The organism is Streptomyces sp. CA-179760, assembly GCF_050937045.1.
In the GTDB taxonomy this organism is placed as follows: Bacteria; Actinomycetota; Actinomycetes; order Streptomycetales; family Streptomycetaceae; genus Streptomyces.
This window is the reverse complement of record NZ_JBNJLZ010000001.1, coordinates 3,132,680-3,148,313: the sequence shown is the minus strand read 5'-3', so window position 1 is coordinate 3,148,313 and position 15,634 is coordinate 3,132,680. Positions and strand designations below refer to the sequence as shown.

The 15,634-nt window shown below is 69.7% G+C and carries 18 protein-coding genes; 12 read left to right on the top strand and 6 right to left on the bottom strand.

Translation table 11 applies throughout. The features are described 5' to 3' along the window. Positions 1-144: 144 nt before the first annotated feature. Together ACQEV8_RS14100 and ACQEV8_RS14095 are read left to right on the top strand one after the other, a co-directional pair. Positions 145-1,290: an abortive phage infection protein gene (locus ACQEV8_RS14100; protein WP_432960062.1), complete on the top strand. Its 1,146-nt coding sequence runs from the start codon at positions 145-147 to the stop codon at positions 1,288-1,290. A 48-nt stretch (positions 1,291-1,338) separates the two neighbouring features. After that, positions 1,339-1,776: a VOC family protein gene (locus tag ACQEV8_RS14095; RefSeq protein ID WP_432960059.1), complete on the top strand. Its 438-nt coding sequence runs from the start codon at positions 1,339-1,341 to the stop codon at positions 1,774-1,776. Position 1,777: 1 nt separating this feature from the next. On the opposite strand, the gene ACQEV8_RS14090 is transcribed toward ACQEV8_RS14095, so the two are convergent. After that, a complete protein-coding gene (locus ACQEV8_RS14090) occupies positions 1,778-3,253 on the bottom strand; it encodes an alpha/beta hydrolase (protein WP_432960057.1) in 1,476 nt (491 codons plus the stop codon). Between the two features lie 105 nt (positions 3,254-3,358). Between ACQEV8_RS14090 and ACQEV8_RS14085 the strand changes: the two genes are divergently transcribed. The 4 genes from ACQEV8_RS14085 to ACQEV8_RS14070 all read left to right on the top strand — a co-directional run bounded on the left by ACQEV8_RS14085 (position 3,359) and on the right by ACQEV8_RS14070 (position 7,924). Further along, complete coding sequence (locus ACQEV8_RS14085; RefSeq protein ID WP_432960055.1) at positions 3,359-4,132, top strand: SCO2525 family SAM-dependent methyltransferase; 774 nt, start codon at positions 3,359-3,361, stop codon at positions 4,130-4,132. 32 nt (positions 4,133-4,164) lie between these two features. Next, a complete protein-coding gene (locus tag ACQEV8_RS14080; RefSeq protein WP_432960053.1) occupies positions 4,165-5,970 on the top strand; it encodes an SCO2524 family protein in 1,806 nt (601 codons plus the stop codon). Beyond that, positions 5,964-6,881, top strand: coding sequence for an SCO2523 family variant P-loop protein (locus tag ACQEV8_RS14075; protein WP_432960051.1), 918 nt, complete (start codon positions 5,964-5,966; stop codon positions 6,879-6,881). Before ACQEV8_RS14080 ends, ACQEV8_RS14075 begins: the two co-directional genes overlap by 7 nt. 80 nt (positions 6,882-6,961) lie before the next feature. Next, positions 6,962-7,924: an FAD-dependent oxidoreductase gene (locus tag ACQEV8_RS14070; protein ID WP_432960049.1), complete on the top strand. Its 963-nt coding sequence runs from the start codon at positions 6,962-6,964 to the stop codon at positions 7,922-7,924. Positions 7,925-7,937: 13 nt separating this feature from the next. On the opposite strand, the gene ACQEV8_RS14065 is transcribed toward ACQEV8_RS14070, so the two are convergent. Next, complete coding sequence (locus ACQEV8_RS14065) at positions 7,938-9,155, bottom strand: GNAT family N-acetyltransferase (protein ID WP_432960047.1); 1,218 nt, start codon at positions 9,153-9,155, stop codon at positions 7,938-7,940. 110 nt (positions 9,156-9,265) lie between these two features. Here ACQEV8_RS14065 and ACQEV8_RS14060 point away from each other — a divergent pair, with 110 nt between their 5' ends. Next, a complete protein-coding gene (locus ACQEV8_RS14060; RefSeq protein WP_432960045.1) occupies positions 9,266-10,252 on the top strand; it encodes an SCO2522 family protein in 987 nt (328 codons plus the stop codon). Then, the gene (locus ACQEV8_RS14055; RefSeq protein ID WP_432960042.1) at positions 10,253-11,203 is read left to right on the top strand and encodes an SCO2521 family protein; all 951 of its coding nucleotides are present in this window, start codon (positions 10,253-10,255) and stop codon (positions 11,201-11,203) included. Here ACQEV8_RS14055 and ACQEV8_RS14050 read toward each other — a convergent pair. The 4 genes from ACQEV8_RS14050 to ACQEV8_RS14035 all read right to left on the bottom strand — a co-directional run bounded on the left by ACQEV8_RS14050 (position 11,185) and on the right by ACQEV8_RS14035 (position 13,427). Then, positions 11,185-11,850: a hypothetical protein gene (locus ACQEV8_RS14050; protein WP_432960040.1), complete on the bottom strand. Its 666-nt coding sequence runs from the start codon at positions 11,848-11,850 to the stop codon at positions 11,185-11,187. The genes ACQEV8_RS14055 and ACQEV8_RS14050 overlap by 19 nt on opposite strands. 75 nt (positions 11,851-11,925) lie before the next feature. Next, a complete protein-coding gene (locus ACQEV8_RS14045; RefSeq protein ID WP_432972684.1) occupies positions 11,926-12,393 on the bottom strand; it encodes a GNAT family N-acetyltransferase in 468 nt (155 codons plus the stop codon). 24 nt (positions 12,394-12,417) lie between these two features. Next, complete coding sequence (locus tag ACQEV8_RS14040; RefSeq protein ID WP_432960038.1) at positions 12,418-12,612, bottom strand: DUF397 domain-containing protein; 195 nt, start codon at positions 12,610-12,612, stop codon at positions 12,418-12,420. Then, positions 12,594-13,427: a helix-turn-helix domain-containing protein gene (locus ACQEV8_RS14035; RefSeq protein WP_432960036.1), complete on the bottom strand. Its 834-nt coding sequence runs from the start codon at positions 13,425-13,427 to the stop codon at positions 12,594-12,596. Before ACQEV8_RS14035 ends, ACQEV8_RS14040 begins: the two co-directional genes overlap by 19 nt. A 116-nt stretch (positions 13,428-13,543) precedes the next feature. Here ACQEV8_RS14035 and ACQEV8_RS14030 point away from each other — a divergent pair, with 116 nt between their 5' ends. From ACQEV8_RS14030 to ACQEV8_RS14015, 4 genes are read left to right on the top strand one after another with little or no spacing between them, the layout of a single operon-like run. Beyond that, entirely contained in the window at positions 13,544-13,750 is a 207-nt protein-coding gene (locus ACQEV8_RS14030; protein WP_229845541.1) for a hypothetical protein, read from the top strand. Beyond that, positions 13,747-13,962 (top strand): hypothetical protein, encoded by a 216-nt coding sequence (locus ACQEV8_RS14025; RefSeq protein ID WP_432960034.1) that lies wholly within the window; start codon positions 13,747-13,749, stop codon positions 13,960-13,962. Before ACQEV8_RS14030 ends, ACQEV8_RS14025 begins: the two co-directional genes overlap by 4 nt. Before the next feature lie 44 nt (positions 13,963-14,006). Then, positions 14,007-14,753 carry a DNA repair protein RecO gene (gene recO, locus ACQEV8_RS14020; protein ID WP_189723392.1) on the top strand — a complete coding sequence of 249 codons (747 nt, stop codon included), beginning with the start codon at positions 14,007-14,009 and terminating at the stop codon, positions 14,751-14,753. A gap of 40 nt (positions 14,754-14,793) precedes the next feature. Continuing rightward, on the top strand, positions 14,794-15,624 hold the full coding sequence (locus ACQEV8_RS14015) for an isoprenyl transferase (RefSeq protein ID WP_432960031.1): 831 nt from the start codon (positions 14,794-14,796) through the stop codon (positions 15,622-15,624). Positions 15,625-15,634: the final 10 nt, after the last annotated feature.

The window sequence follows — 15,634 nt, the reverse complement described above, 5'->3', positions numbered from 1 at the left end:
TCGGCTCCGGGGCGATGCCGCTCCCCGGCCCGGAGCTGGGGGGGATGAGCCTCTCCTTCGGCGCGGCACCTCATACCTTGGTCGCACCGCCGTAGACCGACGGCCGACAGCGCACCCGGCACTCGCGTCGGCACAGTAACCGGCATGGAAGAGACCAAGGGGAGCAGGCAGGCGCAGGGGATCAGCCGGGCGCGGTTCCTGGCCGGGGCGGCGGCGGTGGGGGCCGTCGGTGCGGTGGGCACGGCGGGGCAGGCCCTGGCGACGGAAGCCCGGCACGGCGGCCGGGGGCTGCGCCGGCAAGGCGTCGTCTACACCGTCGGGGCGGGGGAGACACCCGGCACCGCGTGGAGCGCGCGGCGGATGCGGGCGGATGTGCGGGCCATCCGTGACGACCTGCACGCCGACACCATCGACGTCACGGGGGACGGCGTCGAACGGCTCACCGCCACCGCCGCCGAGGCCGCCGAACGCGGGCTGCACATCTGGCTGCAGCCGACCCTCGGGGACGCCCCGCAGCGGGACATCCTGGAACACCTCGCCGAGACCGGCCGGTTCGCGGAGCGGCTGCGGCGGCAGGGCGCGAGCGTCGACCTCAGCGTGGGCTGCGAGTTCTGGCTGTTCGTCCCCGGCATCCTGCCGGGCGAGACGGCCCTGGAACGCATCAGGCACCTCCAGAACGGCACGGTCGACTGGCCCCGGACGCTGCGCCGGCTCGCCGAGTTCACGGCCAAGGCCGCGAAGGTCGGCCGCTCCGTCTTCAAGGGCAACCTCAGCTACGCCGCCGCCCAGAGCATCGACGACCCGGACTGGAGCCTCTTCGACATCGTCGGCATCGACTACTACTCGTACTTCGAGAAGCGGTCCGACTACGTCCGGGAGTTGAAGCAGTATCTGCGATGGGGCAAGCCGCTGGCCATCACCGAGTTCGGCACGTGCGCGTACGCCGGCGCCCCCGAGGCGGGCGGCATGGGCTGGGACATCGTCGACTACGACAAGGAGCCGCCGGAGATCAAGGGGAACCTGGTCCGCAGCGAGCGCGTCCAGGCCGACTACGTGGGCGAGCTGCTGGACGTCTTCGCTTCGATGGGCCTGTACGGGGCGATGACCTTCGAGTTCATCAGCGCGGACGCCCCGCACCGCCCGGACGAGCCCCGGCTCGACCTCGACATCGCGACGTACGCCATCACCAAGGTGATCAAGGACCGTCCGGACGACCCCGCCTCCGGCTGGCACTGGGAGCCGAAGGAGGCGTTCCACGCGGTGGCCCGCCGGTACGGCCGACACCGCTGACGCGCGCGGTCCGTGCCCCCGAGGGACCATGGCTGAGGAGGTGCGCCCATGGAATGGACCCTTGAGGTGATCACCGTGCCGGTCACCGACGTGGACCGGGCCAAGGCCTTCTACGTGGACCGGTGCGGTTTCCGTGCCGAGATCGACGCGTCGTTCTTCGAGGGCGTGGGCCGCTTCGTCCAGCTCACGCCCCCCGGCTCGCGCTGCTCGATCGTGCTGGAGTCCGGCATGCCCGAGGCGCCGGGGCAGCCCCGGGCGGCCCCGGGTTCGCTGCAGGGCCTCCAGCTCTGTGTCACGGACATCGAGAAGGCCAGGGCGGAGCTGGTGGGACGCGGGGTGGAGGTATCCCCGGTCCTGCATGTGAGCGGCTCCGGCTGGGCGGAGGGCCGGGGCGAGGAGATCTGGAACTCCTTCCTCTTCTTCCAGGACCCCGACGGCAACGGCTGGGCCGTCCAGGAGGCCCCGGCGCCGCTCGCCCAGCGCTGACCTAGGCGCAGTAGGTGTCCCGGTCCGGGCGCTCGCCCGTAGCGAGGAAGCGGGAGACGGTCCGGTCGCCGCAGGCATTGCCGTTGGCGAGGTAGGCGCCGTGGCCCGTGGAGTTCACCGTCACCATGACCGCCCGGTCGCCGAAGGCGCGCCGGAGCTCGCGGGCCCCGCTCAGCGGACTGGCGACGTCCCGCTCGTTCTGGACGAGCAGGATGTTCGACGGTCCGCGGTCGGTGATCCGGACCGCGGGCTCCCGCGGCTCGTACGGCCAGGCCGCGCACAGCATCGGGCCGCGCGGCATGCCCGCAGTCAGCGGGAACTCGGCGCGGCTCTCGTCGACGCCCTTCTGGTAGTGGGCGGCGGACCTGGGCCAGGCGACGTTGTTGCAGAGGATGCCGGCGCCGACCGCGGCGGCGTTCTGCATCATCGACTCGTCCGGGGCCTCGGGCACGGGCGGCACGGTGCCCTTGCGGGCGGCGAGGATCATCTCCGCCAGCACGGGGTAGTCGTCGGGGCCGTACAGGCCGCTCAGCATGGTCTGGCGCAGGACGTTGCCGTTCAGCTCCGCCGGGTCGGCACCGGGCCAGGGGAGGGGCTCGCGGTCGAGCCGTTCGGCGAGGCGCAGGAAGAGGGGGCGTACATCGGCAGCCTTACGGGCCACCCGGTACGGATTCCCGGGCCGGGAGGCCCACTTGGCGAACTCCGGGAAGTTGTCCTCCACGCCGGTCTCGAACGCGGCGAGCCAGGCGCGTCCGACGCGGGTGTGGTCGGGGTTGTTGTTGCTGTCCAGCACGATGCGGTCGGTACGGTGCGGGAACAACTGGCTGTAGACGGAGCCGACGTACGTGCCGTACGAGTCGCCCCACGCGGAGATCCGGCTCTCGCCCAGCGCGGCCCGGACGCGGTCGAGGTCGCGGGCGTCGTTGGCGGTGCTGAGGTGCCGTATCAGCTCACCGCCGTTACGGGCACAGGCGTCGGCGATACGCCGGGCGGTGGCCATGGCCTCGGTGACGGAGCCGTCCGGGGCGGGCCAGGGCAGCTTGGCGAGAGCGAGGTCCTTGCTCCCGAGCCCGCAAGCGGCGGCACTGGACGGTGCCATCCCGCGCGGCGCGAACCCGATCAGGTCGTAGACGTCCCGCACGCTTTGAGGCAGCTGCTGCCCTTTGCCGGAGGGATCCCCGAGACTGACCCCACCGGGCCCGCCGGGGATGAGTAACAGGGCACCCCGGCGAGCGGAGGGTTTCTCACTGGGGATGCGGGAGACGGCGATCCGGAGCTTCCGTCCGTCGGGGTCGGAGTAGTCCATGGGGACCTCGACGGTGGCGCACCTCTGACGGGGGTGGAGGCCGGTGCCCTCGCACTTCGTCCACTTGAGGGACCCGGCACCGGCCGCGGACGCACCACTGCCAGGCCCGGCCAGCCCGAGAGCGACACCCGCGGCGGCGATCAGCGCGGCGTTCTTCGTGATCTGCTTCATGCCAGCAGCCTGACCGACCGCGGGAAGCTGTCCCATCCGGGTAACTGCCCTACGCGGCAGGGGGATTACCCCAGGACACGGACGCCAACTTGGTACCGTGAGTGAATGACGTCGAGCTCGTCGTGGGACGCCCGGCTGAGGAATTCGGATGTGGCCTGGGTGAAATTCGACCCCATCGCCTACGTTGATCACAACTACCGCGACATACAGGCGGAGGACGCGGAGATTCTGCGCATCGTCGGGGATCACTTCGCTGATCATTTTCGGACGACGCATACGACCGGGCCGGTTTCCGGCATCGACGTGGGTGCCGGCCCGAACCTCTGTCCCGCACTCGCCATGCTGCCCTGGTGCGAAGAGATCACTCTGCTCGAGTACTCGTCCGCGAACGTGACGTACCTGGAGAACCAGGTCAGGTCATACGACGCGAACTGGGACCACTTCTGGGACGTCCTGCGCGAGCACGATGCGTACAGCGCCTTGGAGTTGGACCCGCGCGAGAGGTTCCGCAGGGCCGTAGAGGTGAAGGAGGGGAGCATCTTCGACCTGGCGCCGGACGAGGGGCGGTGGTCCCTGGGGACCATGTTCTTCGTCGCCGAGTCGATGACCACCTCGTCGCAGGAGTTCCGACTCGGCGTCGAGTGCTTCGTACGGGCGCTGATTCCCGGCGCCCCCTTCGCCGCCGCCTTCATGGAACATTCCATGGGCCACTACGCAGGTGAGCATTTCTTCCCCGCCTGTGGCGTGGGGGAATCCGAGGTGCACGCGAGCCTCGAAACACTCGCGGATGACTTAAAGGTCAGGCGACTCGTCTCATCGGCATGCCTGCGCGAAGGACACGGGGGAATGATCCTCGCCTGTGGTCGGCGTCGGCAGTGACGGCTGGGTGACCTGTACGGGGGATGAGGTAATTGCAGATCAAACCACGGCAGCGACTCCTGGACATATGGCAGGCGATAGCCCGCCAGTCCTTCGACGAGGGAACGTGGAACTGGGGCGACCTGGGCGGGGAAAGCAGTGTCGCCGATGCGGAACGGCTGCTCTGTCTGCTGTATCCGGCCACGGAGATCCCAGCGTTCCGGCTGGATGATCCCGATACCACGGAGCGGGACGTCCTGCGGGCGATGGAGAGGGCAGGCGGTCGGCTGGACCTCCCGGCGTCTCTCGTCGAGGTCGTCGGCGAGTTCATGCGGACGCACACGCGACGCGACGGCAGTACTCCCGCCTTCGCAGGCGGCTACTACTTCCGCCCCGCGGGTAAGGGCACGGACCTCACCGACGAGCAGCGCGAACTCGGCGTGGTCGACTCCTACTCCCTGTCGATCACCCTCTGTCTGGCCACGCTCGGCTTCCTCAAGGTCTACCAGACCAGGACCCGGCGTCCCCACGTCCAGGCGGCGATCGCCGAACTGCGCGACGCCACCAGCAACCGCCTCACGGCCGCGATGGTGAGCCTGCTGCGCTCCTTCACCGTCAGCGTCTACGACCCCGACTCCTCCCAGGGCGAGGCCCTCACCGACCTCCTGGGACAGGGCCGGGTGCCGCAGCGGCACGTGGTTCAGAGGTTCCGGCACCGCTTCAAAGCCCTGCGTGCCGTGATCACCGAGAGCCTCGTCCTCGGGCTCGACGTCCATGAGGGGCTTCTGGACGGGAACCGGCTCTTCGAATGCGGCTGGGCCTGGGGCATCGTGAGGGACGCGCCCGAGGTCGAGACCGACGAACCCGTCGGCCCTCAGCCGTACGGCATCGCCGACCCGGTCCCGTACCTCTACTTCACCGTCGTGGCACTCGATGGCATCGAGGACCTGTTCTCCTACCGCACCCTCACCTTCGGGCTGCTCGACTCCGAACAGCAGAGGCTCGCCGAGGCGCTCCGGCTGCGCTGGGAGGTCACCCATCAGTTCTGGTCCGGCATCGCCCGCTTCGACGCCGACCGCTGGCCCCTGGAGGACATCCCCTGGCGTACCACCGGGCAGCGGCAGGAATCCGAGTACTTCTCGCTCTCCGTCACCTCCCTCCTCGTCCACGACCTGATGCGGCGGCGCGCCACCGACGACGACCTGACGCGTGTCGTCGGCGTCCTGGAGCGTCTCGCCGATCGCGCCCGCATCACCAGCCGCGTGACCCACGACGACCCGATGGTGCGGCTGCACGACCCCGGCGTCACGATGCCGCTGCTGGGCACCGAACGGATCGGGCCACCCCTGCGATGGACGATGACCGACTTCTCGGCACAGCTGCTGAAGCGGACCGTGCAACTGCGCGCGCTCTCCCGCGACCCCGACGCGCACGGCCGGCTGTCCGGACTCGCGGAGGACATCCTGGAGCACGTCTGGCGGCGCCGTATCGGCCACGATGAAGGGGCGGGCCTGTGGGGCTCCTGGAGTTTCACCGAGCGCGTCGTCGAGGTGATGGTCCAAGCCCACCACATGTACCGGCAGCCGCCGCTCCGCAGCCCCGAACTGACCCACCTGGCCGAGGCGCTGCTCAGCGAGGCCGCCCAACTCTTCGGCGTCGAGGAGTTGGAACTGGCACCCCCGGGCGGCGGCAGCCGCGAGAGGGCGCTCAGAGACATCGAGCTCAAGCTGCGCCGCGCCCGTGAACTCGTCGGCGAACGGCCGGGAACGGCCTACGCGCTGGCCCTCGACGTCCTGGGCCTGCTGGACGTTCTCGCCCAGGCCCGGGCAACCGCCCGCCTCGGAGGCGGAACGTGCTGATCTTCGCGGCCTCCGACAAGGGCGGCGCGGGCCGTTCCGTCACCAGCGCCAACCTCGCCTACCACCGGGCACTGTCCGGAGACGAGGTCTGCTACCTGGATTTCGACTTCGGCTCGCCCACCGCGTCGGCCGTCTTCGACGTGCCCGAGGCCCGCCGGGCCGCCGAGGGCAGCGGCCTGCACGCCTACTTGAAGGGCGAGGTCGTCGACCCCGCCCGCATCGACGTCTGGGCAGAGACCGGGCACCAGGCGCTGCGCGACCGGCCGCCCCGCTCCGGACGGCTCGTGCTGATGCCCGGAGACCTCAGCGGCGGCGACTTCGCCACCACCGAGAACGACCTGCGGCGGTGCGTCGACCTGCTGCTGAAGCTGCACCACGAGTTCGACCTGATCCTCGTCGACCTCCGGGCCGGCCGCAGCTACGCCGTCGACCTGGCCTTGGCCGCCACCGCACAGCCCGAGATGAGGGCCGTCCCGTCCCGCTGGCTGGTCTTCCACCGCTGGACCCGCCAGCATGTGGCCGCCGCCGCGCACCTGGTCTTCGGCAGGTACGGCCTCGTCGCCGGTGGCGTGGCCCGAGGCCACGACGAGGACGCCCTGCGCGGCGCCATCCGCTTCGTACGGTCCGCCGTGTCCGATCCCGACGCGCCGCTGTGGTCGCAGGTGCGGCCCGCGCAGTCGGCGTGGATGCGGGTGTGCGACGACGGCCTCGATCAGCTCGCCTCCGAACACGGCATGGGGCGCAGCCAGGTCCTCGGCACCGTCCCCTTCGAGCCTGTCCTCCAGTGGCGGGAGCAGCTCATCACCGACGAGGACGTGCTCGGCAGCCGGATCGCGGACATGACGACCTGGCAGGCCCTGAGCGACCTGGCCGATCGGCTCACCGACGACAGGCACTGGGAACCGGCGTGAACCGGGCCCCGTGCCGCCGGGGCCCCGCGGAGCGGGTCGGTTAGTCTCGGCGGAGAGTCGCAGACCAGGGAGGCGAGCCCGTGTCGGCCAGTGCGGTGGTGATCGGCGCCGGAGTCTCCGGACTCACCACGGCGGTGTGCCTGGCGGAGTCCGGCATGGACGTCCGGGTGGACACCGACCGGCTCCCGTCCGAGACGACCTCGGCGGCCGCGGGCGCCATGTGGGATCCCTATCTGGCCGAACCCCGCGATCTGGTGGAGCGATGGAGCCGGGTGACCCTGTCGGAGCTGACCGAGCTGAGCACGGACGCCGGCACGGGGATCCGGCTGCTGGAAGGGACCCAGGAGTCCAGAGTCCCCTGTGACCTGCCGGCCTGGGGCGGCCTGGTCGGGGCGGTGGCGTGCCCACCGGACGACCTGCGGGAGGGCTTCGTGTCCGGCTGGCGCTACCGTGCCCCGCTCGTGGACATGCCCCGCTACCTCCAGTACCTCGTAGAACGACTCGCCAAGGCCGGCGGGCACATCCGCGATCATCACTACGAGACCCTCGACGACGCGATGGGCGAAGAGCCCGTGGTGGTGAACTGCACCGGCGCCGGGGCCCGGGACCTCGCCGCCGACGTCGCGGTCGAGGCGGTGCGCGGCCGGCTCGTCGTCGTGGAGAACCCCGGCATCCGGGCATTCTTCACCGACGACACCCCTGGTGCCGAGGAACTCACCTACATCTACCCGCACTCCGACGTCGTGGTCCTGGGCGGAACCTCGGACCGGGGCAACTGGGACCTCGGCTCCGACCAGGCCGAGGCCGAGGCGATCATCCGGCGCTGCGCCGCCGTCGAACCGTCGCTCGCCGGAGCCCGGGTCGTCGAGCACCGGGTGGGACTGCGGCCGGTCCGCAGCCGGGTCCGGCTCACGGAGGAGTGGCATCAGAGCACGCTGCTGATGCACAACTACGGACACGGGGGAGCCGGACTGACCCTGTCCTGGGGGTGCGCCCGCGAGGTCGCGGACCGGGTTCGCACAGCACTGCGGTCGCATCCCTGAGCCGGGACGGGGGCTACCCCCTGATCTGCCACTGCCTGCGCTCCGCGATGTCGGCCTCCGCGCCTCTGCGAAAGAGATACAGCCAGGTGCGGGCCATGAGCGTGGCGGTCAGGGCGATGGTCCATGGCCAGCTGACGGCATCCGCCTCCACCAGCGCCGCACCGACCGTCGGAGAGGCAGCCGTGAGGACCATCAGCCCGACTTCACTCCGGCTTCTCCGGAAGCGGTGGGCGATGGAGAACTCCGACCGCTCGTACCAGGCCATGGCCGCGCTGATCACGACGGCCAGCACCATGGTCGTCCAGGGATTGCCGCTGACCTGTGCGTAGGTGACGGGCAGTGAGATGAGGAAGGGGAACACGCCGCCGTACTCGGACAGCACGTTCCCCCACTTCATTATCTTGCCGAACGCGTTCGAGCGGATCCGGGCCAGCTCGCCGGAGGCACTCGCGTAGACGATCAGGGAGAGCACCGTGCTGAACGTCGCCCCGATGAGAAGCAGACGGACGTCGTCGGGGAACCGGGTGGAAGAGAAGGCGAAGCCCAGGAGGAACGTGATGGCGGCCAGGATGGAGCCGGAGAACGCGATGCCGGCCGCGGCCTCCCCGGACTGGAGCGTCGCGGGGTCGTCCTTCTCGAACCGGGCGATCTCGAAGGCGGGTTCACCCCCCAGGCTCACCAACGCCGTCACCGCGTGGTCGGACGCCCCCAGCGACTCCGCGAGCTGCTCCTTCGCGGTGACATGGACGAGATGCCGCGCGTCCGGATCGATGTACTCGACGCGTGACTTGTACTGGTAGTAGATGCGGTCGGCGCCGTCCGCACCACCGGCGCGCATGACCCGCGTCCCGATGAACCCGCAGGCCAGAAGGAGGCGTGTCACCGCCAGTTCCTCTGTCCTCGCCACGGCGGAGATCAGCGGCGGCTCGCTCGACCTCCGGGGCAGATCCCGCACCATCTCGTCCAGAAGCTGCGTGGCAATACCCTGCCGCCGCGTGCGGTCCCGCACCGCGATCAGAGACAGCCGCGCATGCCCCGGTGACGGCATTTCCGCGGCGATGCACCCCACCAACTCGCCTTCGGATTCGACTACTCGGACCAGCTCGTGTTCCACGGCCGCGATGACAAGAGGGAGCGACGGAATGACCTCCGCTTCGCACGATTCAGCCAGAAGCAAGCGGAGTCGGTCCAGATCGGCGGGGCGGGCCAGCCGGGTGGACCATGCAGTCATATCCGCCCATTTCATTCGGATCGTAGTCGTGTCTCGTCATAGTGCAGCACAACTGGCGAAGCCTGGCGTCGAGTTGTACTTTTTGAGGACGGTGCGAAGGAGGGTCGGCCATGACGGAGTCCGTGTTCCGGGAGTCCATGGCCGAGCCCCGTACCCAGGCCGTACCGCTCGCCCATCTCTCCCTGGAAGTGGGCCACCTCTACATGGAGGACTTCGAGGCCGGACCCGGGCGGCTGCGTGCGCACTTCGCCGAGACGCGCCTTTGGGCGGACGCCGCCCGCGCCGCCGCGTCCCGCCGCATCGGCGACCGGCGCCCCCGCATCAGCACCTGCTTCCTCGTCGACGACTACTTCACGCGCTTCTCCACCCCGGCGGAACTCCTCCCCGTCGTCCTCGGCGAAGCGGAGAAGGCAGGCCTGCGCATCGACTATCTGGCACGCGAGTCCGGCTGCGCGGCCGACGGCAGGACCGATCCGGCCGAGTCCGTCGCGCACCGTCTCGTCGAATCGCCGCCGCCCGGCAGCTACGGCGCCCGCCCACCCGTCGGCCAGACCGGCTGGCTCTCCAACGGGCAGCGCACGCCGAGTGCCGCCCGCAGCGCGCTGTCCGGGGCCCCCGGCTGGCAGCCACCCCAGGAGACCGCCGCCCGCAACCACTCGGTCTTCATGGACGTCGAGCTCTGGTCGGAGCGGGAGGGGCGGCGCTTGTGGTCCTGCCCGTTGCTGGCCGCCGTGTGGCAACTGGCCCGCCTCGGCCTCCTACGGCACCTCGGCGAGCCCGTCCTCACCCCGCAGCCCTGGACCGGAGGGAGCTTCCCGCGCGACTGGGACCACCTGCCGCCGCTGCTCCGGCTCAACGACTCCGCGGCCCCCTTCAGCGCCTACCGCACTTGCACGCTGCTGCCCAACCGCTTCCTGCCCGTCGAGGACGCCGTACGGCTCATCCTCGACCAGACGGACGTCGACGCCGGGGCGCTGCGGCAGGTCGCCGAGCGGTCCGCTAGCGAAGGGGTGCCGGTGCCGGCGGGGGTCGCGCAGCGGTCGACGTACGTCTTCTACGAGGAGCCCCCGGACTTCTGCTTGGCCGAGGGGACTTGAGTGGCTTCCCCCATCCAGCCGGTGCGTCCGGTCCTGGTCTGCGGTGAGGTGCGCACCTGTCTGCTGCCGGCCCTGCGGGCACTGGACAGCCGGGCCGCTCCTCAATTCCTGCGGCTGCGTGCCGACGAGCACGTCCGTGTCTCCGAGCGGCCGAACCTGTACGTCCGTTCACCGGAGGTCCTCACCGGCGTGGACTGCGGGCTGCCGACCTCCAACGGAGCCAAGGTCCGTGCCGTGGGGACGGTGGCCGCCCGCGCCGCGCTCACCGAGGGGCGTGTCCTCCAGGCCACCGCCTACTTCAGCGCACCGGGCTCCGGTCCGGAAGCCCGGCGGCCCTGGGGCCAATACCTCGTACGGCCGGGCCTGGTCGAACCCATCGGAAAGCTGCCCGAGGAAGCGACGGCGAAGGGCATCCTGCACGGCCCCGGACGTGACGAGCTCAACCTCGGGATGATCGCGGAAGCGGTGCTCGCCCAACTGCGCCGCCATCCATTGCTCGATCGTCGCGTGCCTTTCAAGTCGAGTCCCACGCGACTGCGTTGGGTCGCGCGGCACGTCCCGGTGGCGGAGGAGGCATCCCTGGAACGCTTCACCTTGGCCGAGGGAGGGCTGCGGACTGTGGAGCTTCGACTGCCGGCAGGCGTCCCGGCCTCCGCGGCGGCGGGCTTGTGCGAGGACCTCGCCCTGCACGACTGGCTGCTCACGACCGTGACGCACATGCTGGACGGCAGCCGCGGTCCCACCTCCTCCGTCCCGGCACTGGGCGCAGCCGCGGAGCACCTCCTGCATCTGTGGATGCCGCGCGCCCGCGTGGCCCTCTCACTGGGCCGCCTGTGGGACGCCCTTGAGCAGACCCCGGGCTTCACCCGTCAGTGGCAGAACCTCGTCCAGCACATCCGCGATCGACTGGCCGTCCAGGCCGTATCGCTGTCTCACCAGGAGACGGTATGAGCGATTGGGTCGCGATCGTGTCCCTGGGCGGCTGTGCGGTCGTGATCGTGTGGATGCTGATGCGTTTCGACAAGCGGCTGAGAGCCGTGGTGAAGAGTCAGGAGGACGCGTCGGCCAGGATGGGCACCGCTACGGAAGTGCTCAGCGGAGTGGACGCTTCGGTACTCCGCTCCCACGACGTGATCCGGCTGGCCCGCCCGTACGCCCGAATCCCTGAGCTGGACTCCCACTTCGTGCGGAATTTTGCCGAGGAGGAGACGGGCCGTCACAACTCGTTGCTGGAAGGCCTCGGCCAGGGCAGCGTGGAATGTCCCGGCGAGAACCACGGCTGGCTGCTCGCCCTCACTGCCTGCGCGTACAGGAACCTCTACGCCATCAGCACATCTCTCGACCGGGACTTCTGGGGCAGCGAGCCGGGGCAGTGGTATCTCGCAGCTCAGCGGGAGGCGATTTTCCGCGGGGTCGACGTACGGCGGCTGTTCCTGGCGCGCGACGAGAGCGAGGTCACCGAGAGCCTCGAGCGGCTTTGCCGCAGCCACGGCGAGCTGGGCATCGAGGTGCGGATCGTGGTGTTGACGCAGCTCGGGCCGAGAACGCGGGCGGCCGTCCTCAGTGACTTCGTCCTCTTCGACGGGGAGCTCAGCCACGAGATCCTCCCGGACATCCGGGCGTGCCCGCCCAAACTACGCTGCGGACGAGTCCCGGACATGTCCAGGAGCGGATCAGTCGCTTCCAGGCGCTCTGGGAAGCTGCGAGCCCTCCCCACCGCGATGCTGTCTCACCATGAAGACGTCGATCGGGTCCTGGGTCTCGACCGTGAAGCCGTGGCGTTCGTAGAGGCGGCGGGCCGGGCTGCCCTGGAGGACGTTCAGGCGTACGGGTTCGGCGGCGGCGTCGGTTCGGACCAGCAGGGTTCGCAGGACCGAGGAACCGAGGCCCCGGCCCTGGAGGCCGGGATCGAGGTAGAAGTGCTCCAGCCAGGTGCCGTCCTCGGCCGGACGCAGTGTGACGCTGCCCGCGAAGATGCCGTCGGCCTCGATGACCGAGCTGTGCTGCGGGGCGAAGCCGTCGCGTAGCCGCTGCCTGACCCGGTGCGCGTCGTAGCGGCCCAGCCGTTCCAGGTCCGGGCGCATGACGATCGCCCGCAGTTCCGCGATCTGCTCGACGTCCGCCGGTTCGGCGGGGCGCATGGTCCAGTGCACGTCCGGATCGATTCAGTGGCTGTGGTGACGTATGAACGCGCCCCAGGCGGCGGCCCCGACCAGGACCACAGGGCTGTCCGCCAGCTTGCTGTCCCGGACGGGGACGGTGCCGGGGATTCCGTCGGCGACCTCGACGCAGTTGCCGCCGTTGCCGTCGCTGTAGCTGCTCTTGCGCCAGTGTGCGGTGGTCAGGTCGTACTCGCGCATCGTCTGAAGTCCTCCGCCGCCGATTCGATCAGGTCCAGGGACGCCTCCGGCGACAGCGCGGCAGCCCTGAGCAGATCGTAGGCCGACTGCACCCGCTTCACCACGGGTGGATCGTCCAGCAGGGTCCCCGAATACACGGCTTCTGTATAGGCCGTCGGCGGTGCGTCTGCGAACTCCATGAGCCGCAGATCGCCGGTCATCACGGAGTACGCCCCAGCCGTGTACGGCAGCACCTGCACCATCACCGTCCGCTCTCGCGCCAGTGCCACCACGTGCTCTAGCTGTTCCGCCATGACGGCCGGTCCACCGACCGGGATTCGCAGCACGTTCTCATGGAGGATTGCCCAATACACGGGGCGTGTAGCGTCCTTGAGAATCTGGGCGCGTTCCATACGGCCCGACACCTTCTCGTCGATGAACTCGTCCGGAGCGAACGGGTTCATCGCCAGCGTGACCGCCCTCGCGTAGGCCGGTGTTTGCAGCAGACCCGGCACCAGCGCGGGCGCGAACTCGCAGATCTTCGTAGCCTGCGCCTCCAGCTCCGCCGCTCGCGCGAAATAATCCGCATACCGTTTATCGTCAATCAGCTTCCTGCACAGCCGCTCGAAAATACCGTCGGTTTGCAGCACCCCGTCGATCCGCTGCGCCACATCCAACTGTGGCTTGCGAATGGCCTGTTCGAACTGGCCGATGTATCCGCCGGAGACGAAAACCCGTAGCCCCAGCTCCGCCTGGGTGATCCCCGCGTCCTCCCTCCGTCGCTTGAGCTCCGTGCCGAAGAACTCCCACGCTGCCTGACGAGAACCGTTGGCCATTGCCGAACCCCTTTGTGCTGCCCCGCAGTTGTAGGGCACAGACCCCTCCCGAGTGTAGGCGCGGAGCGTCACCGTGGGGATGCGAAGAGTGAAAATCCAAAAGGAAGGGGAGCACGGTGGAGGCACGACACTCGGCGCACTGCGTCGAAGAAGCGGAGGACGCGGTGAAAGAATTGCGGGCAGAACTCGCGAAGGCAGGAATTACCCTGCCCTCACTGGGGCTGGACCCGGTGAGTCTTGCGCGGGAAGCACCCTGTCCGCTCGTGGAATTGGGCCGGTGTTCCGTGGAGACCGCCCGGCGGCTCGCGGCGGTGCTGCGATGAAGCCCCCGGTCGGCGCGTATGTCGTGGACACCCGCAGCGGACGCATCGGCATCGTCATGGGGCATGAGGGGCCCTACGTGCAGCTGCGGCCGTACGGCGGCGGGAGGGAATGGGACGTGGACCCCGGCGCCGTCCGGCACGCCACCCAGGCCGAGCGGCTGAGCGCGGCGACGGCGTACGCCAACGCCCGCAGCAGGGGTGAGGTCCCTTGACCCGGGTAGCCCGGGTGCCCCGGTGACCCTGCGAGAATGACGCCATGAGCCTGTTCCGCGACGACGGCATCGTGCTGCGCACCCAGAAGCTGGGTGAGGCGGACCGGATCATCACGCTGCTCACACGCGGTCACGGACGAGTACGGGCCGTGGCCCGGGGCGTGCGCCGGACGAAGTCGAAGTTCGGTGCGCGCCTCGAACCCTTCTCGCACGTCGACGTGCAGTTCTTCGCGAAGGGGAGCGAGCTGATCGGGCGCGGCCTGCCGCTGTGCACGCAGAGTGAGACCATCGCGCCGTACGGCGGCGGGATCGTCAGCGACTACGCGCGGTACACGGCCGGGACCGTCATGCTGGAGACGGCGGAGCGGTTCACCGATCACGAGGGCGAGCCGGCCGTGCAGCAGTATCTGCTGCTCGTCGGCGGGCTGCGGACCCTCGCCCGGGGAGAGCACGCCCCGCATCTCGTGCTCGACGCCTTCCTGCTGCGCTCCCTCGCCGTCAACGGGTACGCCCCGAGCTTCACGGACTGCGCGAAGTGCGGAATGCCCGGGCCCAACCGGTTCTTCTCGGTCGCCTCGGGCGGTTCAGTCTGCGTGGACTGCCGGGTGCCCGGCAGCGTCGTACCCTCGCCCCAGGCCCTCGAACTCCTCGCCGCGCTGCTTACGGGAGACTGGGACACCGCGGACGCGTGCGAGGCGCGGTACGTCCGCGAGGGCAGCGGGCTGGTGTCCGCGTATCTGCACTGGCACATGGAGCGCGGGCTGCGCTCCCTGCGCTACGTCGAGAAGTAGAGCAGCCCAGAAGCAAGCGAGCACGAGGAGCGAGAGACACATGGCCGTACGCGGGATCCTGGGGCGGCAGCGCCGGGAGTACAGGACGCCGGAGCCGCACCCCTCCGGCGCACGGCCGCCGAAGCTCGGAGAGCTCGTACCGAAGCATGTGGCGATCGTCATGGACGGCAACGGCCGCTGGGCGAAGGACCGGGGCCTGCCGCGCACCGAGGGCCACAAGGTCGGCGCCGAGCGGGTGCTCGACGTGCTCCAGGGCGCCATCGAGATGGGCGTCGGCGCGATCTCCCTGTACGCCTTCTCCACCGAGAACTGGAAGCGGTCGCCGGACGAGGTGCGCTTCCTGATGAACTTCAACCGGGACTTCATCCGCAAGACCCGCGACCAGCTCGACGAGCTGGGCATCCGGGTGCGCTGGGTGGGCCGGATGCCCAAGCTGTGGCGTTCCGTGGCCAAGGAGCTGCAGATCGCCCAGGAGCAGACCAAGAACAACGACAAGCTGACGCTGTACTTCTGCATGAACTACGGCGGGCGGGCCGAGATCGCCGACGCCGCGCAGGCACTGGCCGAGGACGTCAAGAGCGGGAAGCTCGACCCGTCCAAGGTCAACGAGAAGACCCTCTCGAAGTACATGTACTACCCGGACATGCCGGACGTGGACCTGTTCCTGCGCCCGAGCGGTGAGCAGCGCACCTCCAATTACCTGATCTGGCAGAGCGCCTACGCCGAGATGGTCTTCCAGGATGTGCTGTGGCCGGACTTCGACCGGCGTGACCTGTGGCGGGCGTGCCTGGAGTTCGCCTCGCGCGACCGGCGGTTCGGCGGGGCCATCCCGAACGAGGAGCTGCTGGCCATGGAGGGCAAACAGGAGTAGAGCCGGTCGG